This window comes from Microbispora rosea, assembly GCF_900156315.1.
GTDB classification, from domain to species: Bacteria; Actinomycetota; Actinomycetes; order Streptosporangiales; family Streptosporangiaceae; genus Microbispora; species Microbispora rosea.
Map to the genome: position 1 here is coordinate 159,074 of NZ_FTNI01000008.1, position 23,059 is coordinate 182,132.

General features: G+C 71.8%; 22 protein-coding genes and 2 riboswitches. Of the genes, 10 read left to right on the top strand and 12 right to left on the bottom strand.

Annotated features, from left to right (window positions below; genetic code table 11):
• Window positions 1–47 precede the first annotated feature (47 nt).
• The 8 genes from BXA11_RS14035 to BXA11_RS14070 all read right to left on the bottom strand — a co-directional run bounded on the left by BXA11_RS14035 (window position 48) and on the right by BXA11_RS14070 (window position 8,581).
• Entirely contained in the window at window positions 48–1,421 is a 1,374-nt protein-coding gene (locus BXA11_RS14035; RefSeq protein WP_076434878.1) for an L-serine ammonia-lyase, read from the bottom strand.
• 22 nt (window positions 1,422–1,443) lie between these two features.
• A complete protein-coding gene (gene gcvH / locus BXA11_RS14040; protein ID WP_030510897.1) occupies window positions 1,444–1,836 on the bottom strand; it encodes a glycine cleavage system protein GcvH in 393 nt (130 codons plus the stop codon).
• Window positions 1,833–2,924, bottom strand: coding sequence for a glycine cleavage system aminomethyltransferase GcvT (gene gcvT, locus BXA11_RS14045; protein WP_076434879.1), 1,092 nt, complete (start codon window positions 2,922–2,924; stop codon window positions 1,833–1,835). Before gcvT ends, gcvH begins: the two co-directional genes overlap by 4 nt.
• 43 nt (window positions 2,925–2,967) lie before the next feature.
• Window positions 2,968–3,063, bottom strand: a riboswitch (glycine riboswitch).
• A riboswitch (glycine riboswitch) is annotated at window positions 3,064–3,161 on the bottom strand. It lies immediately after the preceding riboswitch.
• A gap of 58 nt (window positions 3,162–3,219) precedes the next feature.
• Window positions 3,220–4,002, bottom strand: a complete 783-nt coding sequence (locus BXA11_RS14050; RefSeq protein ID WP_143734255.1) for an AfsR/SARP family transcriptional regulator — start codon at window positions 4,000–4,002, stop codon at window positions 3,220–3,222.
• 420 nt (window positions 4,003–4,422) lie between these two features.
• Window positions 4,423–5,112, bottom strand: coding sequence for a gamma-glutamyl-gamma-aminobutyrate hydrolase family protein (locus BXA11_RS14055; protein ID WP_076434881.1), 690 nt, complete (start codon window positions 5,110–5,112; stop codon window positions 4,423–4,425).
• Window positions 5,113–5,122: 10 nt separating this feature from the next.
• Window positions 5,123–5,887 (bottom strand): 3-oxoacyl-ACP reductase, encoded by a 765-nt coding sequence (locus BXA11_RS14060; RefSeq protein WP_030510893.1) that lies wholly within the window; start codon window positions 5,885–5,887, stop codon window positions 5,123–5,125.
• A 4-nt stretch (window positions 5,888–5,891) separates the two neighbouring features.
• Window positions 5,892–7,277, bottom strand: coding sequence for an aldehyde dehydrogenase family protein (locus BXA11_RS14065; protein ID WP_425293411.1), 1,386 nt, complete (start codon window positions 7,275–7,277; stop codon window positions 5,892–5,894).
• Window positions 7,244–8,581: a glutamine synthetase family protein gene (locus tag BXA11_RS14070; RefSeq protein ID WP_275409704.1), complete on the bottom strand. Its 1,338-nt coding sequence runs from the start codon at window positions 8,579–8,581 to the stop codon at window positions 7,244–7,246. Before BXA11_RS14070 ends, BXA11_RS14065 begins: the two co-directional genes overlap by 34 nt.
• A gap of 152 nt (window positions 8,582–8,733) precedes the next feature.
• Here BXA11_RS14070 and BXA11_RS14075 point away from each other — a divergent pair, with 152 nt between their 5' ends.
• Entirely contained in the window at window positions 8,734–9,531 is a 798-nt protein-coding gene (locus tag BXA11_RS14075) for a FadR/GntR family transcriptional regulator (protein ID WP_076434883.1), read from the top strand.
• Between the two features lie 44 nt (window positions 9,532–9,575).
• A complete protein-coding gene (locus BXA11_RS14080; RefSeq protein WP_076434884.1) occupies window positions 9,576–10,433 on the top strand; it encodes a hypothetical protein in 858 nt (285 codons plus the stop codon).
• A gap of 67 nt (window positions 10,434–10,500) precedes the next feature.
• On the opposite strand, the gene BXA11_RS14085 is transcribed toward BXA11_RS14080, so the two are convergent.
• On the bottom strand, window positions 10,501–11,517 hold the full coding sequence (locus tag BXA11_RS14085) for a hypothetical protein (RefSeq protein ID WP_076434885.1): 1,017 nt from the start codon (window positions 11,515–11,517) through the stop codon (window positions 10,501–10,503).
• Between the two features lie 204 nt (window positions 11,518–11,721).
• Here BXA11_RS14085 and BXA11_RS14090 point away from each other — a divergent pair, with 204 nt between their 5' ends.
• From BXA11_RS14090 to BXA11_RS14120, 7 genes are all read left to right on the top strand, one after another.
• Window positions 11,722–12,039, top strand: a complete 318-nt coding sequence (locus tag BXA11_RS14090) for a hypothetical protein (RefSeq protein ID WP_076434886.1) — start codon at window positions 11,722–11,724, stop codon at window positions 12,037–12,039.
• A 216-nt stretch (window positions 12,040–12,255) separates the two neighbouring features.
• A complete protein-coding gene (locus tag BXA11_RS14095; protein ID WP_030510886.1) occupies window positions 12,256–12,708 on the top strand; it encodes a DUF3592 domain-containing protein in 453 nt (150 codons plus the stop codon).
• Between the two features lie 108 nt (window positions 12,709–12,816).
• On the top strand, window positions 12,817–16,338 hold the full coding sequence (locus BXA11_RS14100; RefSeq protein ID WP_076434887.1) for a WD40 repeat domain-containing serine/threonine protein kinase: 3,522 nt from the start codon (window positions 12,817–12,819) through the stop codon (window positions 16,336–16,338).
• A gap of 100 nt (window positions 16,339–16,438) precedes the next feature.
• Window positions 16,439–16,612 carry a hypothetical protein gene (locus tag BXA11_RS43115; protein WP_156081130.1) on the top strand — a complete coding sequence of 58 codons (174 nt, stop codon included), beginning with the start codon at window positions 16,439–16,441 and terminating at the stop codon, window positions 16,610–16,612.
• A gap of 38 nt (window positions 16,613–16,650) precedes the next feature.
• On the top strand, window positions 16,651–17,352 hold the full coding sequence (locus tag BXA11_RS14110; protein WP_076434969.1) for a hypothetical protein: 702 nt from the start codon (window positions 16,651–16,653) through the stop codon (window positions 17,350–17,352).
• 92 nt (window positions 17,353–17,444) lie between these two features.
• The gene (locus tag BXA11_RS14115) at window positions 17,445–19,232 is read left to right on the top strand and encodes an ABC transporter ATP-binding protein (RefSeq protein WP_081903872.1); all 1,788 of its coding nucleotides are present in this window, start codon (window positions 17,445–17,447) and stop codon (window positions 19,230–19,232) included.
• A gap of 295 nt (window positions 19,233–19,527) precedes the next feature.
• A complete protein-coding gene (locus BXA11_RS14120; RefSeq protein WP_076434888.1) occupies window positions 19,528–20,346 on the top strand; it encodes an alpha/beta fold hydrolase in 819 nt (272 codons plus the stop codon).
• Here the strand turns inward: BXA11_RS14120 and BXA11_RS14125 are convergent.
• From BXA11_RS14125 to BXA11_RS14135, 3 genes are read right to left on the bottom strand one after another with little or no spacing between them, the layout of a single operon-like run.
• The gene (locus BXA11_RS14125; protein WP_076434889.1) at window positions 20,343–21,092 is read right to left on the bottom strand and encodes an ABC transporter permease; all 750 of its coding nucleotides are present in this window, start codon (window positions 21,090–21,092) and stop codon (window positions 20,343–20,345) included. The two genes, BXA11_RS14120 and BXA11_RS14125, sit on opposite strands and share 4 nt — an antisense overlap.
• Window positions 21,093–21,131: 39 nt before the next feature.
• Complete coding sequence (locus BXA11_RS14130) at window positions 21,132–22,088, bottom strand: ABC transporter ATP-binding protein (protein ID WP_204053670.1); 957 nt, start codon at window positions 22,086–22,088, stop codon at window positions 21,132–21,134.
• A gap of 15 nt (window positions 22,089–22,103) precedes the next feature.
• Window positions 22,104–22,643, bottom strand: coding sequence for a PadR family transcriptional regulator (locus BXA11_RS14135; protein WP_051762325.1), 540 nt, complete (start codon window positions 22,641–22,643; stop codon window positions 22,104–22,106).
• A 39-nt stretch (window positions 22,644–22,682) separates the two neighbouring features.
• On the opposite strand from BXA11_RS14135, the gene BXA11_RS14140 reads away from it, so the two are divergent.
• On the top strand, window positions 22,683–23,021 hold the full coding sequence (locus BXA11_RS14140) for a hypothetical protein (protein WP_076434890.1): 339 nt from the start codon (window positions 22,683–22,685) through the stop codon (window positions 23,019–23,021).
• Window positions 23,022–23,059: the final 38 nt, after the last annotated feature.

The window sequence follows — 23,059 nt, forward strand, 5'->3', positions numbered from 1 at the left end:
GGGCATCGCATGCGACAAACTACAAGATCACGGTGGGGGTGGGGGGGTCAGCATTCGATGACGTTGACGGCGAGGCCGCCGCGTGAGGTCTCCTTGTATTTGTCGAGCATGTCCCTGCCGGTGTCGCGCATCGTCTTGATCGCCTTGTCCAGCGACACGAAGTGGCGGCCGTCGCCGCGCAGCGCGATGCGGGCGGCGGCGATCGCCTTGATCGAGGCGACGGCGTTGCGCTCGATGCACGGGATCTGGACGAGCCCGCCGATCGGGTCGCAGGTCAGGCCCAGGTTGTGCTCGATGCCGATCTCGGCGGCGTTCTCGACCTGCTCGGGCGTCCCGCCGAGCGCCTCGGTGAGGCCCGCCGCCGCCATCGAGCAGGCCGAGCCGACCTCGCCCTGGCAGCCCACCTCCGCGCCCGAGATGGAGGCGTTCTCCTTGAACAGCACGCCGATCGCGCCCGCGGTGAGCAGGAAGCGGATGACGCCGTCCTCGCCGGCGCCCGGGAGGAAGCGCATGTAGTAGGACAGCACGGCCGGGACGATGCCGGCGGCGCCGTTGGTCGGCGCGGTGACGATCCGGCCGCCCGCGGCGTTCTCCTCGTTGACGGCCAGCGCGAACAGCGAGACCCAGTCCATCGCCCGCAGCGGATCGGTCCCGTCGGCCTCGCTCTGCAGCCGCCGGTAGAGCTGGTGGGCCCGGCGGCGCACCTTGAGGCCGCCCGGCAGGACGCCCTCGCGGCTGGTGCCGCGCCGTACGCACTCGGCCATCACGGCCCACAGATGCAGCAGGCGGGTCCGGATCTCCTCCTCCGTACGGCCGAAGGCCTTCTCGTTCTCCATCATCAGGCCGGAGATCGACAGGCCGGTCTCGGCGCAGTGCGCGAGCAGTTCCTGCGCGGTCGTGAAGGCGTACGGCAGCACGGTGTCGTCGGGCTTGATCCGGTCGGCGCCGGTGGCGTTCTCGTCCACCACGAAGCCGCCGCCGACCGAGTAGTAGACCTTCTCGCGCAGCACCGTGTCGTCGGCGTACGCCGTGAACCGCATGCCGTTCGGGTGGTGGGGGAGCGACAGCTTGCGCTCGAAGACGAGGTGCTCCCCGACCACGAACGGGATCTCGTGCACGCCGTACAACGTGACCGTGCCGCTCGCCCGCATCGCCGCGAGCCGTTCGTCGACGGTGTCGACGTCGACCAGCTCGGGCTTGTCGCCGGACAGGCCGAGCAGGACCGCCTTGTCGCTGCCGTGGCCCTTGCCGGTGAGCCCGAGCGAGCCGTACAGGATGGCCTCGACCCGGGTCACCTTCTCCAGCAGCCCGTCCTGGTGCAGCCCGCGGGCGAACTTGTGCGCCGCCGCCATCGGGCCGCCCGTGTGCGAGCTGGACGGCCCGATCCCCACCTTGAACAGGTCGAAGACGCTGATCGCCATTGACCGTCGCCTCTCAGACCTGTCAGGACTCGCCGGAGGTCAGCGCGGTGTACTCCGCCGCCGACAGCAGGTCGTCCGGCTCCTCCTCCACGCGCACGCGGAACAGCCAGCCCTCGCCGTACGGGTCGGAGTTGACCAGTGAGGGGTTGTCCACGACGGCGGTGTTGATCTCGACGACCTCGCCGCCGACCGGCGCGAAGATGTCGCTCACGGACTTGGTGGACTCCACCTCGCCGACCGCGTCGCCGGCCGCGACGGTCGCGCCGACCTCGGAGTGCACCTCCACGTAAACCACGTCGCCGAGCTGCTCGGCCGCGTACGCCGTGATGCCCACCGTCACGGTGCGGCCGTCCTCAAGCCCGGCCACCCACTCGTGTTCCTTGGTGTAGCTCAGGTCGTCCGGAATGGTGCTCACTTGCTCCTCCTGTAGAAAGGCAGATCGACGACGTCGACCGGTTCTTGGCTGCCCCGGATGTCCACGGCCAGGCCGCCCTTCTCCAAGGCGGCCTCGTCGACGTACGCCATGGCGATCGGGCGGCCGAGGGACTGCGACGGGGCCCCGCTGGTCACCTCGCCGACGACGGCGCCCTCGCGGGTGACGGAGTAGCCGTGTCGGGGCACGCGCCGGCCGCGCGCCACCAGCCCGACCAGGCGCCGCTTGGTGCCGTTCTCCGCCGCCCTCTCGAGGGCGGCCTTACCCACGAAGTCGCCGGGCTTGTCGAAGCGGACGACCCGGCCGAGCCCCGCGTCGAACGGTGTGATCGCCGCGCTCAGCTCGTTGCCGTACAGCGGCATGCCGGCCTCCAGGCGCAGCGTGTCGCGGGCCGACAGCCCGGCGGGGACGAGCCCGGCGTCCCCGCCCGCCTCGGCGAGGGCGTTCCACAGCGGCACGGCGTGCTCGTTCAGCACGAAGAGTTCGAAGCCGTCCTCACCGGTGTATCCGGTGCGTGCGATCAGGGCGGGGGTGCCCGCGACGACGCCGGGGACGATGGCGTAGTACTTCAGATCGTCGAGGTCGGCGTCGGTGAGCGCGGCCAGGATCGCGGCGCCGCGCGGGCCCTGCACCGCGACCAGCGCGTACTCGTCCGACCTGTCGGTCACCCGCGCGTCGTAGCCGCGGGCCCTGTCGGCGAGCTCACGGGCGACGAGGGCGTAGTTGGAGGCGTTGGCGACGACCATGTACTGGTCCTCGTCGAGGCGGTAGACGATGAGATCGTCGAGGATGCCGCCGGTCTCGTTCACGATCATGGTGTAGCGGGCGCGGCCGGGCGCGAGGACGCTGAGATGCCCCACGAGAGCGTGGTCGAGCGCCTCACCCGCCTGCGCGCCGACGACGAAGATCTCCCCCATGTGGGACAGGTCGAACAGCCCCGCGGCCGTGCGCACCGCGTTGTGCTCGGCCGACTCGCTGCCGTAGCGCAGGGGCATCTGCCAGCCCGCGAAGTCGGTCAGGGTCGCGCCCAGGCTTTCGTGGACCCCGCGGAGCGGGGTGGATCGGGACATGCGCACCTCGGAAGGACGGATGCTGCGTTTTGACTATCGGGCATCCTCCCCCTCTGTCATCGGCGCCTGAGAGCTTCGTCCGATCTTTACCGGACTTTCACCTTCGGCGAGGCCTCACGGCCTTCTTTCCAGAGGTCACCTCGCCCGCACGGTCCTTTGCCTTGAGAGGTTCGCGGGGAGGGCTTGCTCCTTCAGGGGCCCTGACCGGATGCCAGGACACTCTCCCGCACGGGATCACTGGTGTGCTGCAAGCCTAGTGGTTCGCCGCCATCCCCGTAACCCGGCCGGATCGCCCTCACAGCCCGTGGGTGGAGTCGCACGGCGGCCGGTGCGCCGCGCGGAGACGCATAAGGGGGGACGGGAGGTCGTCGCCGGTGAGGATCCGCTGGTGGAGGGCCTGGGTGTCGGAGGACGGCTCGATGCCGAGGCGGTCGACCAGGGTGCGGCGCAGTCGCTGGTAGGACGCCGAGGCGTCGTGGGTGCGGCCCGACCGGTGCAGCGCCAGCATGAGCTGCCGGTGCGGCCGTTCGCGCAGCGGGTGGCGCCCCGCCCATTGGGCCAGGCCGCCGACGATCTCGCGATGGTGCCCGAGCGCCAGCCTGACGTCGAAGAGGTCCTCGGTCACCGCGCGACGGTCCTCGTCGAGCCGATAGGCCCACGCGGAGAGCGCGTCGACATGTCTCATGGCGAGCAGGGCGTCGCCCCGCCACAGGCTCAGCGCGTTCTCGAACATCCTCGCCGCATTGTGGTAATCGCCATTCTCGCGAGCGATTCTGCCTTGCGCCGCGAAATGGTTGAATACTGCAGCATCCACGGATCCCGGCGGCACCGAAAGAAGGTACCCGCCCTCCACGGTGTGCAGCGGAGAAAGGTCGGGGCCGCGCGGCGAGAGCCGCCGCCGCACCTGTGCGATGTAGGTGGTAAGATTCCGCGGCGCCGATTTAGTGGGACGGCCATTCCACAACAGATCGATGAGCCGGTCCCGGTGAACCGCGATATTCGGATTGAGCAGGAACAAGGCGAGGAGCTGCCGGTGCCTCGGGGCGAGTCCGGCGATGGCGTCCCCTGAGGGTTTCATGGCCCGGAACGGTCCGAGCACGGCGTATAACACGGTTCCCCCGCACGAAAGCAGCGTGAACGCGCCGACGACGCGGCTTTGATCGCTATTTGACCATATCTCTCTCCGGCGGCTTGCGTCAAAAATATGCCGTTTCTATGTCGGTCACTCCGGCGCTCATAAACGCCGCTCTGTGCACCGCATTGCCCGGCCTCGCACGCGCGGATACGCGGATAACCCAAATGAAATCGGTTACAGATCAAGCTCTGGCCGGCCGTCCATGGCGGCGGTGGGGGAGTGCGACGCCGATTAGCCGGATGATCGGCGCGCGTGCGGCGCAGGCCCGGAAGGTGCGGATACCGCGCTCAGCGGGCCGCCGCGGCTCTCGGCGACCGGTTCTCAGCGGCGGGGTCCCAGCGGCGGGTTCTCAGCGGCGGGTTCTCAGCGGCGGGCGGCGGCAACGAGGGCGTGGAACAGCGGGCCGTCCTCGTCGGCCTCCGGGTGCCACTGGACGGCCAGGGCGAACGCCGCGCCCGTGACCTCGACGGCCTCGATCGTGCCGTCGTCCGAGCGGGCGGTGACCTCCAGCCCGTCCGCGAGGCGGTCGATCGCCTGGTGATGGTAGTGGGCGGGCGTGAGGTCCTCGCCGTCGTAGATCTTGGCCAAGCCCGGCGAGAGCCGTACGGGGAGGCGGCCGAACGTCCCGGGGGCGGGGGAGTGGGCGGTGTGGCCGACCACGTCGGGCAGGTGCTGGAGGAGGGTGCCGCCCAGCGCCACGTTGAGCACCTGCAGACCCCGGCAGATGCCGAGGAACGGCAGGCCGGTGCGCAGGGCGGTCTCCATCAGCCCGAACTCCGCCTCGTCGCGGAACTCCCGGACGTATCCGGTCTGCGCGGCGGGCGGCGCGCCGTAGCGGGCGGGGTCGATGTCGCCCCCGCCCGCGATGATCAGCCCGTCCAGCCGCCCGGCCAGCGCGGCGGGCTCTCCGGCCGGCGGCAGGATGACCGGCTGGCCTCCCGCCCGCGTGATGTGGTCGACGTACATGTACGGCAGCAGCGCCGCCCGCATGTCCCAGACGGTGAACTTCGCCGGCTCGACGTAGCACGTCACGCCGATCACGGGACGGGCCATGGCATCCCCCTTACAGCGGAGTGACGTACGCGCCGGAGATGCCGCCGTCGACCAGGAACTCCGAGGCGGTGATGAACGACGCGTCGTCGGAGGCGAGGAACGCGACCGCCGCGGCGATCTCCTCGGCCCGGGCGAAGCGGCCGATCGGCACGTGGACGAGGCGGCGCTGGGCGCGCTCGGGGTCCTTGGCGAACAGCTCCCGCAGCAGCGGGGTGTCCACAGGCCCGGGGCACAGCGCGTTGACCCGGATGCCCTCGCGGGCGAACTGGACGCCCAGCTCGCGGCTCATCGCGAGCACGCCGCCCTTGGAGGCGGTGTAGGAGATCTGCGAGGTGGCCGAGCCCATGACCGCGACGAACGACGCGGTGTTGATGATCGAGCCCTTGCCCTGGCGCCGCATGTACGGGATCGCGTGCTTGCAGCACAGGTAGACGCTGGTGAGGTTGACCTCCTGCACCCGGCGCCAGGCGTCGATGCCGGTCTCCAGGATGGAGTCGTCGTCCGGCGGCGAGATGCCCGCGTTGTTGAACGCGATGTCGACGCTGCCGAACTCCTCGAACGCGGTCCGGTACATCCGGGTCACGTCGTCCTCGTTCGCCACGTCCGCCTTGACGAACAGGCCGCCGACCTCCCCGGCCGCCTTCGCGCCGGCCTCCTCGTCGAGGTCGGCGACCACAACCTTGGCGCCCTCCTGGGCGAACCGGTGGGCCGTGGCCAGCCCGATGCCGCTGCCCGCCCCGGTGATGACGGCGACGCGGTCCTGCAAACGCTGCATTGGTCTACTCCGTGGAGATGAAGACGTTCTTGGTCTCGGTGAAGGCCGACAGGGCGTCCGGGCCGAGCTCCCGGCCGAGGCCCGACTGCTTGAAGCCGCCGAACGGGGTCCAGTATCGGACGCTGGAGTGCGAGTTCACCGACAGGTTGCCCGCCTCGACGGCCCGCGCCACGCGCAGCGCCCGGCCCACGTCGCGGGTCCAGATCGACCCCGACAGGCCGTACGCCGTGTCGTTGGCGATCCGCACCGCGTCGGCCTCGTCCTCGAAGGGCACGACCGACACCACGGGACCGAAGATCTCCTCGGCGAACGCCCTGCGGAAGGACTCCGAGGACGATCCGGCCAGCACGGTGGGCGGGAACCAGTAGCCGGGGCCCGCCGGGCACGACCCGGTGGCGTACACGTCCGCCTCGGTGACGAACGACGCGACGCGCTCCCGGTGCTCGGCGCTGATCAACGGGCCCATCTGGGTCGCCGGGTCGTTCGGGTCGCCGACCTGCACCTCGCGCACCGCCTGCGACAGGCGCACGAGGAAGTCGTCGTAGACGGAACGCTCCACCAGGATGCGCGAGCGGGCGCAGCAGTCCTGGCCGGAGTTGTCGAAGACCGCCATGGGCGCCGAGGCCGCGGCCTTGTCGAGGTCGGCGTCGGCGAAGACGATGTTGGCGCTCTTGCCGCCCAGCTCCAGCGTCACCCGTTTGACCTGCTCGGCGGCCTTGGCGCCGATCAGTTTCCCGACCTCGGTCGAGCCGGTGAACACGATCTTCCGCACGTCCGGGTGCTCGACGAGCCGGGCGCCGGCGACCTCACCCTCGCCGGGCACGACCTGCAGCACGCCCTCGGGCAGCCCGGCCTCCAGGGCGAGCTCGGCCAGCCGCAGCGCGGTCAGCGGCGTCCACTCGGCCGGCTTGACGACGACCGTGTTGCCGGCGGCCAGGGCCGGGGCGACTCCCCAGGTCATGATGACCATCGGGAAGTTCCACGGCACGATGATCCCCACCACGCCCAGCGGCTCGGCGAACGTGACGTCCACCCCGCCCGGCACCGGGATCTGCCTGCCGTGGTTACGCTCGGGCGCGCCCGCGTAGAAGTTCAGCACGTCGCGGACGTTGCCCGCCTCCCAGCGGGCGTTGCCGATCGTGTGTCCGGCGCCGGCGATCTCCAGCCGCGCCAGCTCCTCCGCGTGGTCCTCCACCACCTGCGCGAAGCGGCGCAGCAGCCGGGCCCGCTCGCCCGGGGCGACCGCCCGCCAGGCGGGGAAGGCCCGGGCGGCCCGCTCGACCACGCGGTCCACCTCGGCGGCGTCCGCCATCTCGACCTCGGCGATCACTTCCTCGGTCGCCGGATTGACTATCTTCACAGCCGTTCGAACCCCCGATAGAGCTCCCAGTCGGTGACCGCCGCGTCGAAGGCGGCCAGCTCGACCCTCGCGTTGTTGGCGTAGTGCTCGACCACGTCCTTGCCGAACGCCTCCTCGGCGATCGGCGAGCGCTCCCACAGCGCCAGGGCGTCGCGGAGCGTGGCGGGCACGCGCTCGGCCCCGGAGTCGTAGGCGTTCCCGGCGAACGGCTCCTCCAGCTCCAGCCCGGCGTCGATGCCGCGCAGCCCCGCCGCGATCATGGCGGCGACCGCGAGGTACGGATTCACGTCTCCGCCCGGCACCCGGTTCTCGATCCGCAGCGAGGGGCCGTGGCCGACCAGCCGCAGCGAGCAGGTGCGGTTGTCCAGGCCCCACTTGACGGCGGTGGGGGCGAAGCTGCCGGGCACGAACCGCTTGTAGGAGTTGATGTTGGGCGCATAGGGCAGGGTCAGCTCGCGCATCGCCGCGAGCTGACCGGCGATGAACCGCCGCCCGACCTCCGACAGCCCGTACGGCTCGCCGCCCGCCATGACCGGCGTGCCGTCGGCGTCGCGCAGCGAGATGTGGATGTGGCAGGAGTTGCCCTCGCGCTGGTTCGGCTTGGCCATGAAGGTGACCGACCTGCCCTCCTGGGCGGCGATCTCCTTGGTGCCGTTCTTGTAGAACACGTGGTTGTCGCAGGTGGTCAGCGCGTCGGCGTACCGGAAGGCGATCTCGTGCTGGCCGAGGTTGCACTCGCCCTTGGCCGACTCGACGTACAGTCCGGCGCCCTCCATGCCGAGCCGGATCTTCCGCAGCAGCGGCTCGATGCGGGAGGTGCCGAGCAGCGAGTAGTCGACGTTGTAGAGGTTGGCCGGGGTGAGGTCGCGGTAGCCCCGCTGCCAGGCCTGCTCGTAGCTGTCGTCGTAGACGACGAACTCCAGCTCGGTGCCGACGTACGCGGTCCAGCCGCGTTCGGCGAGCCGGGCGAGCTGACGGCGCAGGATCTGCCGGGGGGAGGCCACGACGTCCGCGCCGTCCTCCCACACCAGGTCGGCCAGCAGCAGCACGGTGCCCTCGTGCCAGGGCACGCGGCGCAGCGTCGACAGGTCCGGCCGCATGACGAAGTCGCCGTAGCCGCGCTCCCAGGACGACATGGCGTAGCCGTCCACGGTGTTCATGTCGACGTCCACCGCGAGCAGGTAGTTGCAGCCCTCCGCGGCGTGGTCCAGCACCTCCTCCAGGAAGTACCGCGCCGAAAGCCGCTTGCCCTGCAGCCGCCCCTGCATGTCGGTGACCGCGAGCAGGACCGTGTCCACGCGGCCCGCTTCGACGTCATCGCGGAGTCGCTCCACGCTGAGCACGGTGCCTCCCGTCCAAAAGTCTGGAATCAGACCATTGAGGGCATGCAAGCACCATGTTCCCCTCGTCGTCAACAATGTCCGGGGGGTTTAACCTCGATCACAGGGACGGGGGACCCGCGGTGACGGGTGGAGGGATGATGCGCATGGAGATCACTCCGGCGGAGGCGTCCGTCTCCCGTCCCCGGACCCCGGCCGAGCCCGCGTCCCGGGACGCGGCCGTGGGGATCACCGGCGTGGTGTCGCTGCTGCGGCCGGTGCGGGCGGGCAACGCGTTCGAGGAGACCGTCGAGCGGCTGCTCCAGGCCCTCAAGCTCGGCGTCGTCCCGCACGGCGAGAAGCTGCCGCCGGAGCGTGAGCTGGCCACCCGGCTCGGCATCAGCAGGGTCACACTGCGCGAGGCGATCCGCGCGCTGCAGGAGGCCGGCTACCTCGACGTACGGCGCGGCCGGTATGGCGGTGCCTTCGTCGTCTACCGGCCGCCGAGCCCGCGCAAGGGCGACCTGCGCAGGGCCGTCACCCGCATGGGCGAAGACGATCTCGAGGACGCGCTGACGTTCCGGATGGCCGTCGAGTGCGGGGCGGCCCGGGTGCTCGCGACCACCGAGCTGACCCCGCGGCAGCGGGAGACACTCGCCGCCCGGCTGGCCGGGGTGAACGACGCCGCGCCGGCCGACTACCGCCGGATGGACATCGCGTTCCACCTGGCGATCGCTGAGCTGAGCGGCTCGCCGCTGCTGGCCGCCGCGTGCGCGGACGCCCGGCTGCGAGTTACCGACCTGCTCAACGCGATCCCCGTGCTGCGGCCCAACATCGAGCACGCGGCGGTCCAGCACGCCGCCATCGCCGCGGCGATCCTGGACGGCGACCCCGAGGCGGCCGAACGGGCGGTGGCCGAGCATCTGGAGGGCACGGCGGCCCTGCTGCGCGGCTTTCTCGCCTGACCGCTTCCCCCGCCACGTAGCATCGGAGGCCGGGGGAACGCTTGATGGCCGACTGGTTTCACGAACGCATCATCGAGGCACACCGCCTGCCGCTGTTCTGCTTCTTCGTCGCGCTCATCACGGCGTTCGTCTTCACGCGGGTGAACGTACGGCTGATCAGGGCGCGGGTGCGGTGGCTCGGCAACGTCAGCGTGGGCGAGATGCACATCCACCACGTGGTGTTCGGCGTGGTGCTCACGCTGCTCGGCGGGGTGGCCGGGCTGGTCCTGTCGGGTGCGTCCACGGGGTGGTACTCCTTCTCCTCGGCGGTGTTCGGCGTGGGCGCCGCCCTCGTGCTCGACGAGTTCGCGCTGATCCTGCACCTGCGCGACGTCTACTGGCAGGAGAAGGGCCGCACCTCGGTGGACGCGGTCTTCGTGGCGATCGCCGCCACCGGCCTGCTGCTGCTCGGGCTGCGCCCGCTCGCCTGGACCGGCGCGAACGGCGGCCACTGGACGGCTCCCGCGTTCCTCTTCGTCAACCTCGTCTTCGCCATGATCACCCTGCTCAAGGGGAAGATCTGGAGCGGTCTGCTGGGACTGTTCGTGCCGCCGCTGCTGTACGTGGGGGCGGTGCGGGTGGCCCGTCCCGGCTCGCCCTGGGCCCGCTGGTGCTACTCGGAGCGGGCGAGGCGGCCCCGGCCGCGCCTGATGGCCAAGGCGATCCACCGGGAGGAGCGCTGGCGCCGCCCGGTCATCCGGGTGAAGATCGCGGTGCAGGAGTTCGTGTCCGGCCGCCACGACCTGCCCGCGTCCGCCCTGCCGGCCCGGCAGCACCGGCGGCGGGTCGTGTCCCCCCATCCCCGGCCGGGGGCGGACCACCCCGGGCGTCCCTGGCGCTCGGGCCGGCCCCGCGCCCGATGAGACCACGCCGCCGTCCGAAAGCCGGGTGGCGTGTGCGGTGATCCGTGACCAGGCCGGCGGAGCCGACCTACGTAGCGGACCGGGATCTTCCGGTCGGCACCGTCGAGGCCGATGACGTCTCCACGGTCGCCTGCCGCCGGGAGGCGGTGACGTAGCAGGGGGGCAGGGGCGCCGGAACCACCGCAGCCGGGTCCAGGACGGCGCGACGCTTGCCCTTCTCGTCCGGAGGGCAGCGGTAGTCGCGGCTGATGCGGATCTCGGCCACCCCCGGGGCGAGCCGGTAGGTCGCGAACGGCATGGTGCACTCGCTGTGACCGTCCTCCCAGCGCAGCCATACCACGTCGTCCTTGCGCGGGTTGACCATGGCCACCGTGTCACGGCTGTCGTTGAGGGATTGGTAGTCGTCGGTGACGTCGTGGAACCGGCCGGTCTGCCCGCGGTCGTAGAAGCAGACGCTGGGCGCGTCGCACCGGTTGGGATCCTCACCACGGACCAAGGGGATCTCGTTGCCGGCGGGCCTCAGGAACAGGGTCAAAACCGTGGCGATCAGTGCGCCCGCCACGACCCCGGCGAGGCCGGCCGACAGGACGCGGGTACGGCTCGGCCCAATGGACGTCGGCCCGGTGAGAGTCGGCTCAGTGAGCGCCGACACGGAGGACGGGCCCGGGGCGTCATCCGAGGGTGTCGTCTCCTCGGCCTGTCCCTTGGTCTGCTCCATGGCGGGCTCGTGATCACCAGGGCTGGCTATTCGCCGCCAGGCGTCCTGCCACCGGGCGATCTGAGCCTCGATCTCCGCGGACGACAGCTCGCAGGCGGACAGGCAGGCCGCCACGTAGGCCTCGACGAAGGCCAGCCGCGGCAGGCCGGGCAGCCCCCGGCCGTTGAGGGTGTAGGACACGGTGCTCGACGGCAGGGCGTCCACCTCGTGGCCGTCGGGGGTGGTCGAGCGGCCGGCCAGGTGACGCAAGCGGCGCAGTGAGGGCTGCCCTGCCCAGGTCCTGAGCCGCTTGAGTAAGTCGATGAATTCCTGAGCGCTGTCTGCCGACGCCGGATCCGGCGGAGGCGAGGTCACCGCGTCGCCCATGTATGGACCCACCTTTCCAGGGACGGGAACGGGACGGTCACATGGTCCCCTCTGACGGTTCACTTCTACGCCTGCCGTACAAGATCGGCCAATCGTGTCCAATTCTGTTGCGTCGCTTGTCGGACACCTGTCTTCCCAGGTGAGCTGGCCATGCCTGGCCCGAGTCCAGGCGAACTGCTTCACCGGAGACAGGAGAAAGAAGCCATGCGACTCAGCAAGAAGATCGCACTCCCCATCGCGGCGTCCGCGGGAGTCGCCGCGCTGCTCTTGCCCACGGGCGGAGTGGCCTCCGCGGCCACCGCCCAGGCGCGCAGCCCTCTTCCGGGGTGCGTGCACTGGCACCTGTCGAGCAGCGGCGTCACGGACCACCTCAGCGTGACCAACGGCTGTGGCGCGGGGCACTGGTTCAAGGTGATCCTGGCCCATCGCAGGGACTTCAAGTGCACGTACTACGCCCCCGGGAACACCTGGAACTGGTCCTGGAAGTGGCCGGGCAAGTTCTCCGCCCTGCACAACTGCTGACGCGGCGGGACCGTGCGCGGGAACATCTCACCGGCCCGGGTGTTTCCGCGCGCCTGCGCGACAGGTGCCGAGGCCGTGCCGAGCTCTCCGGCGATCACGCCGGGTGCGCGGCGACTGTGAACCGTCACCGAACCTACGGGGCCGGGGAGGAGTCGTAGGAGACAGGGCGGCAGCCGCGCCTTTCCCGATCGCCTTCGCGAAGGGGGCCTGTGACTGATGGCTCGATGGTCATCCCGGCGTTCTTTATCGGGTGTCGGGTCGTTCGCGTTCTTCGCGGCCTGGTTCGGCATCCTGATCGTGATGCTCGTCGCTCAGGTCTTCGACATCGTGTCGGCCCTGGACCTCGGGCGGCACGGCGTCCGCACCACCGGCGTCGCCCTCTCCACCCGGTCGGAGACATGGAACGACACCGACGGCCATCCCATCACCGTGAACTACACGAAGATCGGTTTCACGGTGGGCACGCAACGGCACGTCGAGGAGATCTCCGGCTGGTACGCGACAGGGGAGAAGGTCCGCATCGTCTACGACCCCGAGAGCGTGAACGTCGTCAGGAGCGAGGAGGACACCGGCCTGGGCGGGCTGGCCGGAAATTTCGTGGGGATCGCCATCCTGCTCGCCATGCTCGTCTTCGGCGTCAGCTTCGTCTTCTCCTGGCACCGATGGTGACGATGCCCGCCGCGATGTGATCGAATCCGCGTACGCGCCGAGGATCCGGCAGAACCCTCTCGCGCCCGTCGGCGTCCAATCCCACGTGCCGGCACGAGGGGTGGACGCATGACGGGGACGCTGCTGCCGGAGGATCCGGAGCGGCTGGGCGGTTACTGGCTGTCGGGGCGGCTCGGCTCCGGCGGCCAGGGCGTCGTGTACGAGGCGTACGACAGCCAGGGGCGCCGGGTGGCGGTGAAGGTGCTGCACGGCGACGCCGCGGTGGATCCGGAGCTTCGGGAGCGGTTCGGGCGGGAGGCCGCGGCGGCCCGGCTGGTGGCGACGTTTTGCACGGCGCCGGTCATCGCCGCCGAGTTGGACGGGCCCCGGCCGTTCATCGTCAGTGAGTATGTCGAGGGGCGGAGTCTGCGCCGGGCTGTGCAGGAGGGGCAGGTCTTCGCCGGGGACGGCCTGCATCGGCTGGCGACCGCGATCGCCACGGCGCTGACGGCGATCCATGAGGCGGGGGTCGTGCATCGTGACCTCAAGCCCGACAACGTGCTGCTCGGCCCGGACGGCCCCCGGGTGATCGATTTCGGCGTCGCCAGGACGTTGGAGATGTCGCTGACCAGCACGGGGCTGGTGGCCGGGACGCCGACGTACATGGCGCCGGAGGTGTTCACCGGGCAGCGTGCGGGGCCGGCCGCCGATGTGTTCGCCTGGGGCGGGATCGTGCTGTTCGCCGCCACGGGTGAGGATCCGTTCCGTGCGGAGAGCCTGGGCGGGGTGATGCACCGGGTGCTGTCGGCCGATCCCGACCTGTCGGTGCTGCCCGCGTCGCTGCGGCCGCTGGTCGGCGCGGCGCTGGTCAAGGAACCGTCTGCCCGCCCGTCCGCCCGCGACCTGCTGTTGGCGCTGATCAGCGGGGGCGGCCGGGTGGACACCGCGCACTTGCTGGCGGAGGGCAGCCGGGCGGCGCGGGCGGTGCACGGGCAGGGCGATCCCGACCCGGCGCTGGGCGCGCTGGCCGAGGACGCGTATGACACGCTCGGCCCCGCGGGGCGTGATCTGGTGCCGCAGATCTTCTTGCGGCTGGTCGCGGTGGGTCCGGAGGGTGAGCTCGCGACGCGCAGGGTGGGCGAGGATGAGTTGCCGCCCGGTTCGGGCGAGGTGCTGCGGTTGTTCGCCTATGTGCTGTCGCGGCGGGACGGCGAGGTGGGCCTGGCCCGGCCGGCGCTGCTGCGGGCCTGGCCCCGGCTGCGGGCCTGGCTGGACGACGAGTGGGACGGCCTGCCGGTCCACGCGGAGATCCGCCTCAGGGCCCGGCAGTGGGCCGCGACCGGTCGCCGCCAGGCCGACCTGCTGCAGGGCGGCCGCCTGGACGCGGCCGTGGGCTGGGCTGTCACCGGTCGCCGTCACCTCGCCCTCAACGTCCTGGAGCGCGAGTTCCTCGACGCGTCGGCCGCGCTGACTCGGCGGCGAGCCCGCCGTCGCCGCCTGCTCACCGCGGCCCTGGCCGTGCTGCTCGTGCTGTCGCTGGCGGGCGGCGGCCTCGCGGCCTACCAGGGCAGCCGGATCGCCGCCCAGCGTGACCAGATCTCCGCGCAGCGCGACCGGGCCAACGGCCGGGAGGCGGCGCTGCGCGCCGGGACCCTGCGCACCACCGACCCCACCGCCGCCATGCTGCTCAGCGTGGCCGCCTGGCGCCTCGACGGCGGCGCCGAGGCCCGCTCCAGCCTCATGTCCTCGCTCTATCAGCCGGAGATCGCGGTTTACCGCCCGCCGGGCGGCGGGCTGCAGGCGTTGAGCCGGGACGGGCGCACCGTCGTCACCGTGTCGGACGACGGCATCAGCCTTCACGACGTGCGGGGCCGGCGCCTGCTCCGGCGGATCCCGGTGCCGGGCCTGCGCTCCGACCCCCTGCTCGGCGTGTCGCTCAGCCCGAGCGGCAGGTCCGTCGCGATGATCACCTCGACGAAGGCGATGGTGTGGGACCTGGGCACCGGCCGGGTCCGGGCCGAGCTCGCCGTTCCCGGCGCGCGAGCCGGAGGAGAGATCCAGTTCACGGACGACGAGTCGAAGGTCGCCGTGCTGGAGGACACGAACGGCTTCGTCTGGGACCTCGCGAACGGCCGGACGTACGGCCGGGCGATTGAGGGCGGCTGGCCCGGAGAGCTGCCGGTCCTGCCGCGCTCGGGACGGATCGCCGCGCTGCTCGACCCGGACGGCGGCTTCGGCGTGCGGCGGCTGCCCGGCCCGGACCGCGACCCGAGGTTCCGGGGAGCCTGTCCCGGACGGCTGGGGGCCGTCGCCTTCAGCCGGGACGGCGCGCTGATGGCCTGCGGGGGCCGGCAGATCACCCTCGTCTCGGCCGCGACGGGCCGGCGGATCACCGAGGCGGGGGACGACGACTGGCCTTGGACCGAGAGCGGGGCCGACGAGCCCGCCAACGCCGTGAACGCCGGCCTGCGATTCAGCGCCGACGGGCGCTACCTGGCGGGGTTCGCCGACCGGTCCATCAGGGTCTGGCGGGTGCGCGACCACCGGCAGGTGTTCACCTACCGGGCCGAGGACGACGTGGCGGACGTCCGCCTCGACTCCGACGGGCACACCCTGCGCTTCCTCCTGGAGGAGGCCGTGGTCAGCCTGGACATCCGGCCGCGGGCCGATCCGGTCCGCCCGCCAGGCCGGATCTTCCGCACCTGGCTGAGCCCGGAGGGCCGCTGGCTGGCGATCGAACCGGAGGAGTCCGGCCCCCTGGAGCTGTGGGACGTGTCCCGGCGGCGACCGGCCGGGTCGCTACCGGGAACGGCCGACTGGGGAGACGCGATCTTCGACCGTACGGGCCGGACCATGGTGATCGGCGACGACACGCTCGAGCGGCTGCGCGCCTGGGACGTCGCCGGGCGCCGGCCGCTGTGGAGCTACCGGGCGCCGCGCGGCCTCCTGGTGGAGGGCCACGCCTTCAGCCCGGACGGCAGGCTCTTCGCGGCCACGCTCGGGCAGGCGGACAACGGTCCGGAAACGCGGGGGAGCCGGCTCCTCGAGTGGGACGCGCGCACCGGCCACCTGGTCCTTGACATTCCTCTCGACCGGCAGACCGGCGACATCGCCTTCGGCGCCGACGGGCGGACGATCGTCTGCACCGATGGACGGATCCTGGACGCGGCCACCGGCAGGCAGCAGGGCAAGGCGTTCATCCCCTCCGAGTCCTTCGCCGTCAGTCCCACCGGCGACCTGATCGCCGTGGGCGGCATCACGGGCCGGATCTTCCTCTGGGACACCAGGGGTCCGTCCCCCGTGCCGCCCACGCTGCACGGGACGATGGAGCAGATCGACGCACTGGCCTTCTCGCCCGGGGGAGACGTCCTCGCCACGGTGAGCGAGCGCGGGACGGTGCAGCTGTGGGACGTGCGCGCCGGGCGGCGGCTGGGCGGAGCCGTCCCGCTGCTCTCCGACCTCGGCCTGACCTCGGCGTTCGGCGCCGACGGCACGCGCCTGTACGTCGCCGACCAGATCGGGGACCTGTTCGAGATGCCCGTGGACGGGGATCTCGTGGCGCGGCAGGTGTGCGCGCGGGCCGGGCGGACCCTGACCAGGGAGGAATGGGCGCGTTACCTGCCAGGAACGCCTTACCGGGACGTGTGTTGAGCGCTCAAAGAGCATTTCGGCCGGTTCTGTGGGTATTTCATCCCATGTCAGAGCTGTTGGGGGGCGGGGAGGGGCGGTAGTGGAGTCTCGGGAGCGGTTCGTGTTCCAACGGATGGCGGCGCAGCTCAAACGGGAGGCGGCGCTGCTGACAGGGGATCGGCTCATGGCGGCGGAGGCACGCAGCGAGGAGGCCGAGGCCGACCTGTGCCTCACCTGGTACGCGATCATGGACACCACCCGGCGGATCCGCCTGGCCTACGGGGTATCCGGATGAGGGATGATCACGGTGCGTGCGCGGGTGATACTGAGGTGGTGACCGCGTCTTCCGCCTTCCCGGCGCCCCCGTTCCACCTGCGCCTCATCGAGGACGCGCGGCCGGTCCTCGACCGGTACGGCCTGCTGCTCGCCGGCGGCTACGCGCTGCTGGCGCACGGATGCACGTCGAGGCCGGTCGACGACCTCACCTTCGCCACCGGCGGCGAGGCCCCGCTGGCGGAGGCCGGCCAGGCGCTGGCCGAGGCGTTCGGAAGCACCGGCCTGTCGGCCGAGGTGTGCGAGGCCGGCGCCCGCATCGGCCGCGTCGTCGTCACCGACGAGATCACCGGCCAGTCGTGCGAGGTCGCCCTGCTCCGCGAGCCGCTGCGGGACCGGCCCGCCGACATCGGCCCCTGCCGGGTGCTCGGCCTGGACGACGCCGTGGGACTCAAGGTCCGCGCCCTGCAGGACCGCGGCCTGCCGCGCGACTTCGCCGACGTGGCCGCGGTGTCCGGCCTGTACTCCTTCCGCCTGCTCGAACAGCTCGGCGCGCGCTACGACGACGAGTGGCGGGTGGAGGACCTGGTCGAGCGGCTGGAGACCGTCGACCTGCTGGCCGACGAGGCGTTCGGCGGCCTGGACGAGGAGGGCGTCGCCGACGTCCGCCGCTTCGCGTACGCCTGGGCCGAGGACATCAAGCTGCGCCGCGTCGACGACGGCGACGCCGAGTTCGACCTCGACGTCCCCGGCGTGGACTGATCCCAGAGGTCGAAAACCCCGCGCGCACCGGCGTTTCCGGTGAATTAGGGTCTCCGGAAGATCGCACGCCGGGTTCGCGCGTAGGGGGCTCCATGGGGATGGACGGCGACGGCCCCGGCGGTGGCCGGCCAGGGCCGAGGACGAAGGCGTCCCTGGGGGAGCGCGCCTCCTGGCGGCTGCTGTTCGGCCAGGTGCGCCCGCACCGGCGGGTGCTCCTGCTGGGCGGCCTGCTGAGCCTCGTCGGCAGTCTCACCGGGCTCGCCATGCCGGTCATGGCCAAGCGGGTGATCGACACGTTCGGCGAGGGCGGCGCGCTGGTGGGCCCGGTGCTCGGGCTGTCGCTCGCGGTCCTGGCCGGCGCGTTGATCTCCGCGGCCGGGCGGTTCCTGCTGGAGCGGATGGGCGAGACGATCGTGCTCGACTCGCGCCGCGGCCTGGTGGACCGCATCCTGCGGCTCAGGGTCTCCGACGTGGACCGGCTCAAGCCCGGCGACCTGCTGTCGCGGGTCGGCTCCGACACCACGCTGCTGCGCGCCGTCTGCACGGACGCGCTGGCCTCGCTGGTCGGCTCCGTCTTCACGTTCCTGGGCGCCGCCGTGATGATGGCGATCATGGACGGCCTGCTGCTGGTCGTCACGCTCGCCGTCGTCGCGCTGGTCGGGCTCCTGGGCGTGGTCATCGCCCCGCGCATCCGCCGCGCCTCCCTGCAGGCGCAGGAGGCGCTCGGTGAGATGGGCTCGGTGCTCGACCGCGCCCTCCAGGCGTTCCGTACGGTCAAGGCCGGCGGGGCGGAGGCGCGGGAGATCGCGGCGGTGGGCGCGGCGGCCGCCGAGGCGCGTGACCGGGGTGTGGCCGCCGCGGCATGGACGTCGCTGGCCGGGATCGGCGCGTGGATGTCGATCCAGCTCGCGTTCCTCGCGGTGCTGGGGGTCGGCGGCGCACGGGTGGCGGCGGGGGAGATGGAGATCTCCGCCCTGATCGCGTTCCTCATGTACCTCTTCTACCTGGTCTCCCCGATCGGCCAGATCGTCCAGAGCCTCACGCAGATCCAGAACGGCCTGGCCGCGGTGACCCGCATCCAGGAGATCGCCGCGCTGCCCACCGAGCCTGCCGCCGCCCCCGTGACGCGGACGCGAGGCGAGCCCGTCGGGGTGACGTTCTCCGGGGTCGTCTTCCGCTATGGCGAGGACCGGCCGGTGGTCCACCAGGGTGTGACGTTCGAGGTGCCCGCCGGCGGCATGACCGCGCTGGTCGGCCCTTCGGGTGCGGGCAAGTCGACGGTCTTCGGTCTCATCGAGCGGTTCTACGAGCCGCAGGAGGGATCGATCACCGTCGGCGGGCGGGACATCCGCGACTGGCCGCTCGGCGAGCTGCGGGCGATGCTCGGCTACGTCGAGCAGGACGCGCCCGTGCTCGCGGGGACGTTGCGGGAGAACCTCGTCTTCGGCGCGCCCGGCGCGACCGGCGAGGAGATCGCTCAGGCACTCGCCCGTACGCGCCTGGACGACCTGGTCGAGCGGCTGCCCGAGGGACTGGAGACGCCGGTCGGCCATCGCGGCGTCCTGCTGTCGGGCGGCGAGCGGCAGCGGGTCGCCATCGCCAGGGCGCTGCTGCGCAGGCCCCGGCTGCTGCTGCTCGACGAGGCGACCTCCCAGCTCGACGCGGTCAACGAGTTGCGGCTGCGGGAGGTCGTGGCGGAGGTGGCGCGCGAGACGACGGTCCTGGTGATCGCCCACCGCCTGTCCACCGTGACCGGCGCCGACCGGATCGTGGTGATGGAGGCCGGTCGCGTGCGGGCCTGGGGCACCCACGACGAGCTGGTCGCGGCCGACGAGCTCTATCGCGAGCTCGCCGCCACGCAGTTCCTCGTCTCGTCCTGACCGGTGGGCCGACGATCTCCGCAGACGCCGATGGCGAAGCCGTGAGCAGCCCTTACACCGGGCCACAGCTTCTTTCGACCGATGACCGGGAAGGTCGGTGGTGCGTAACCTCTCCTTCACCACCGCCCGGTCTCCGGTGCCATCGCGCGTGCGGGCGCGTCCGGTGACCCGGGTCGGAGGCGGGGCGCTCCGGCCGGTCAGGCCGGGGCGCCCCGCCGCTTACCTCCCACGTAATCGATCTTCTGAGCTCGCCCGGCCAGACTCCGGTTGTCGATCCGAGACAGCGGGAGTGGACATGTTCTTCGAGACCTTCGACGGCACGCGGCTGGCCTATGAGGACTACGGACAGGGCGAGCCGATTCTTTTCCTGGCGAGCTGGGTGCTGCACAGCGACATGTGGGAGTACCAGCTTCCGTTCTTCGTCGAGCGCGGCTACCGCTGCGTGACGCTGGACCGGCGCGGGCACGGCCGCTCCGACCGTCCCTCCACGGGTTACGACCTGGACAGTCTGGCGGACGACGTGGCCGCCCTGATCGAGCACCTCGGCCTGCGCCGCGTGACCCTGGTCGGCCACTCGGCCGGGGGCGCCGAGGTCGCCCGCTACCTGGCCAGGCACGGCGAGGAGCGCGTGGCCAGGGTCGCGTTCGTCTCCGCCGTCCTGCCGTTCCTCAAGCGGACCGCGGACAACCCGGAGGGCGCCCCCGAGGAGGCGCTGCGGGCGACGCTCGCCCAGTTCGCGACCGACCGGCCGAAGTGGTTCACCCGGCAGGCGCAGGTGTGGTTCGCCACGCACCTCGGCAACGACGTCTCCCCGGCGCTGGTCGACTGGACGCTCGCGCAGTGCCTGTCGGCCTCGCCGTGGGCGACGTCGCGCGTGTTCGAGGCGCTCTACCACGCCGACCACCGGGACGGGCTGCGCGCGATCACCGTTCCGGCGCTCGTCGTGCACGGCGCGGCCGACATGTCGGCGCGGGTCGAGGTGACCGGCCGTCGTACGGCCGCCCTCGTGCCCGGGGCGGTCTACAAGGAGTACCCCACGGGCGGGCACGGGCTGTTCGTGACCCACAAGGACGCCCTGAACGACGACCTGCTGGCCTTCCTCAAGAACGGTTAGCCGGCGAGGTGGCGCATGGAGCGGACCGACCAGGCCAGGGCGGGCACCGCGAGCACCGCCATCAAGGCGAACGCGAGCACGACGTGGCCGCCCGCGAGGTCGCCGGCGAACAGCGCCCGCCCGGCCTCGACCGCGTGGTAGAGCGGGTTGACCTGGGCCACCGTCCGCATCCACGGCGGGGCGAGCGACATCGGCAGCAGGATGCCGGTGAACAGGATCAGCGGCAGCGCGAAGAACTGCAGGATCTGCGACATTCCGTTCTCGTCCCGCACGGCCAGGGCCAGGCCGTACGACAGGCCGGAGGCGAACAGGCCGGTCAGGGCCATGAGCAGGAGCATCAGGGCGACGCCCGGCAGGCTGGGCCGCATGCCCATGAGCAGCGCCACCACGATGATCAGCACGGCCTGCGCCACCAGCACGATCATGTCGCGCAGTGTCCGGCCGAGGACGATGGCCGGGCGGCTCGCCGGGCTCGCGGCGAGCCGTTCGAGCACTCCGGTGCGGATCTCGGCGATCATGCCGAAGCCCACGAACAGCGAGCCGAACAGCGCGATCATCACCATCACGCCGGGGGTGAACATGGCGAGCGTCCGCTCGTCCGGCACGCCGGGCATGGTGTTGGCCAGCAGCGGGGCGAACAGCAGCAGATAGAGGACGGGCTGGAGGAGGCCGAACAGCGGCCAGAGCGGGTTGCGCGCGGTGTTGCGCAACTCGTAGGCCAGGAACAGGCCGGTGTGTTTCAGCATGGCTCCGGGTTTCTGTGAGCGGCTTTCTGCGAGCGGGGTTCAGGCGGCGTCGCGGAGCGAGCGGCCGGTCTTGTGCAGGAAGACGTCGTCGAGCGTGGCCCGGTCGAGCGCCACGGACTCCAGGGCCAGGCCCTGCCCGGCCAGCGCGGCCAGCAGGTGCGGCAGCGCCCGCTCGCCGTCGTCCAGGTAGACGCGCAGCAGGCCGCGGTCGGCCCTGACCTCTCTCGTGTACGGCAGGCCGTCCAGCACTCGCGCCGCCTCGTCCGTTCCGGGCACGCGCAGGGACACGACATCCCCGGCGACCTCGCGTTTCAGCTCGGCGGGTGTGCCGGCCGCGACGACGACCCCGTGGTCGACGATGACCAGGCGGTCGCACAGCGCGTCGGCCTCGTCCAGGTAGTGAGTGCTGAGCAGCACGCTCGTCCCGCCGTCGCGCAGCGTCTTGATCTGCTCCCAGAGGTTGGCCCGGTTCTGCGGGTCGAGCCCGGTCGTGGGCTCGTCGAGGAACAGCAGCGGCGGCCGGTGGACCAGGCCGAGCGCGATCGCGACGCGCCGCTTCTGGCCGCCGGACAGGGTGCGGGCCGGCCGGTCGGCCGGACCCGTCAGGTCGAAGGCGGCCAGCAACTCCTCCGTGCGCGCCGCTGCCTCGGCCGCCGTCAGGCCGTCGACCCGGGCGGCGAGCCGGAGATTGGCCCGGGCCGTGTTGTTCTCGTCGACCCCGCCGGCCTGGCCGACGTACCCGATGCGGCGCCGCACCTGCTCGGGGGAGGTCAGCAGGTCGTGCCCGGCCACCGTCGCGGTGCCGCCGGTGGGCGCGACCAGCGTCGCCAGCATGCGGATCGTCGTGGTCTTCCCGGCGCCGTTGGGACCGAGCACGCCGACGATCTCGCCTGCGGCGACCTGGAGGTCGACTCCTCGTACGGCCTCCACCGGCGCGGCGCCGCGGCGCCCGCGGGGGCGGTAGGTCTTGCGTAATCCCCGTGCGTCAATGATCATCTCGGGCTCCTCGGTTCATGGGATGTCGCCGCGCTCGACGCGCTCGACGGCCTGCTCCAGCCACTCCAGCTGGGCGCGGTATTCGGCCGCGCTCAACGCCAGGCACTCGTCCACGTGCCGCGGGGCGTCCGCCGCGCGCTTGGCGTCACGGGCCCGCTCGAAGCTCGCGAACCCCGCGCGCAGCCGCTCGGCCCTCTCCCGTACGACGGCCAGCAGGTCGGCCTTGGACAGCCGGTCCATGAACGTCAGCGCGACCTGGAACGGGTCGACGATCGGCATGATCGCCGACCAGTGCTCGCGCAGCCGCCGGTCGAACTCGGCCCGTCCCTCGGGCGTGATGGCGTAGACGGTTCGCCCTCGCCCGGAGGGCCGTCCGTCGCCGACCACTTCGAGCAGGCCCTCCTCGGCCATCTTCCCGAGGGCGTGGTAGATCGAGCCGAAGGCGACGTTGGCCCAGTGCTGGGCGCCCCACAGTTCGAGCTTCTTGCGTACCTCGTAGCCGTGCAGCGGCCCGTCGAGCAGCACGCCCAGGATCAGCACCCGCGTCGATGACATATTCAAATTTGTATACAAACTTGAGTATCGTGGTCAACCGTGAACGACAGACACGAGATCCGCAGGGACGACGACGGCGCCCTGCTCGGGTACGTACAGCGGGCCGGTGAGGGGTGGGAGCCGCTGACCGTCTTCGGCTATCCCATCGGTGCGGCCGGGCCGTACGAGCGGGCCGAGGAGGAGGTGCGCCGTGCCGGGCTCGACGTGCTCGCCGGGCAGTGGGAGTTCCTCGAAGACGGCGCGTGGTACCGCTGCGTGATCCTGGAGGCCGCCGCCGGTGAGGTGCGGGTGCGCCCGGCCGACCACCGCTACCCGCACCACCGCTACGCCCTGACCCTGGAGCGCCCCACGCCCGAGACCCTGCGCCCGCAGCGGTGACACGCCCGCCGCCACCCGGTCGCCCGGAAACCCGGCAC

What these genes read in the sequence shown, in the direction of transcription:
- BXA11_RS14130 (WP_204053670.1), bottom strand. Translation starts at nt 22,088, where the DNA reads ATGATCATTGACGCACGGGGATTACGCAAGACCTACCGCCCCCGCGGG.
- BXA11_RS14055 (WP_076434881.1), bottom strand. Translation starts at nt 5,112, where the DNA reads ATGGCCCGTCCCGTGATCGGCGTGACGTGCTACGTCGAGCCGGCGAAG.
- BXA11_RS14075 (WP_076434883.1), top strand. Translation starts at nt 8,734, where the DNA reads ATGGAGATCACTCCGGCGGAGGCGTCCGTCTCCCGTCCCCGGACCCCG.
- BXA11_RS14135 (WP_051762325.1), bottom strand. Translation starts at nt 22,643, where the DNA reads ATGTCATCGACGCGGGTGCTGATCCTGGGCGTGCTGCTCGACGGGCCG.
- gcvT (WP_076434879.1), bottom strand. Translation starts at nt 2,924, where the DNA reads ATGTCCCGATCCACCCCGCTCCGCGGGGTCCACGAAAGCCTGGGCGCG.
- BXA11_RS14090 (WP_076434886.1), top strand. Translation starts at nt 11,722, where the DNA reads ATGCGACTCAGCAAGAAGATCGCACTCCCCATCGCGGCGTCCGCGGGA.
- BXA11_RS14125 (WP_076434889.1), bottom strand. Translation starts at nt 21,092, where the DNA reads ATGCTGAAACACACCGGCCTGTTCCTGGCCTACGAGTTGCGCAACACC.
- BXA11_RS14095 (WP_030510886.1), top strand. Translation starts at nt 12,256, where the DNA reads ATGGCTCGATGGTCATCCCGGCGTTCTTTATCGGGTGTCGGGTCGTTC.
- BXA11_RS14080 (WP_076434884.1), top strand. Translation starts at nt 9,576, where the DNA reads ATGGCCGACTGGTTTCACGAACGCATCATCGAGGCACACCGCCTGCCG.
- BXA11_RS14100 (WP_076434887.1), top strand. Translation starts at nt 12,817, where the DNA reads ATGACGGGGACGCTGCTGCCGGAGGATCCGGAGCGGCTGGGCGGTTAC.
- BXA11_RS14035 (WP_076434878.1), bottom strand. Translation starts at nt 1,421, where the DNA reads ATGGCGATCAGCGTCTTCGACCTGTTCAAGGTGGGGATCGGGCCGTCC.
- BXA11_RS14060 (WP_030510893.1), bottom strand. Translation starts at nt 5,887, where the DNA reads ATGCAGCGTTTGCAGGACCGCGTCGCCGTCATCACCGGGGCGGGCAGC.
- BXA11_RS14050 (WP_143734255.1), bottom strand. Translation starts at nt 4,002, where the DNA reads ATGAAACCCTCAGGGGACGCCATCGCCGGACTCGCCCCGAGGCACCGG.
- BXA11_RS14085 (WP_076434885.1), bottom strand. Translation starts at nt 11,517, where the DNA reads ATGGGCGACGCGGTGACCTCGCCTCCGCCGGATCCGGCGTCGGCAGAC.
- BXA11_RS14115 (WP_081903872.1), top strand. Translation starts at nt 17,445, where the DNA reads ATGGGGATGGACGGCGACGGCCCCGGCGGTGGCCGGCCAGGGCCGAGG.
- BXA11_RS14120 (WP_076434888.1), top strand. Translation starts at nt 19,528, where the DNA reads ATGTTCTTCGAGACCTTCGACGGCACGCGGCTGGCCTATGAGGACTAC.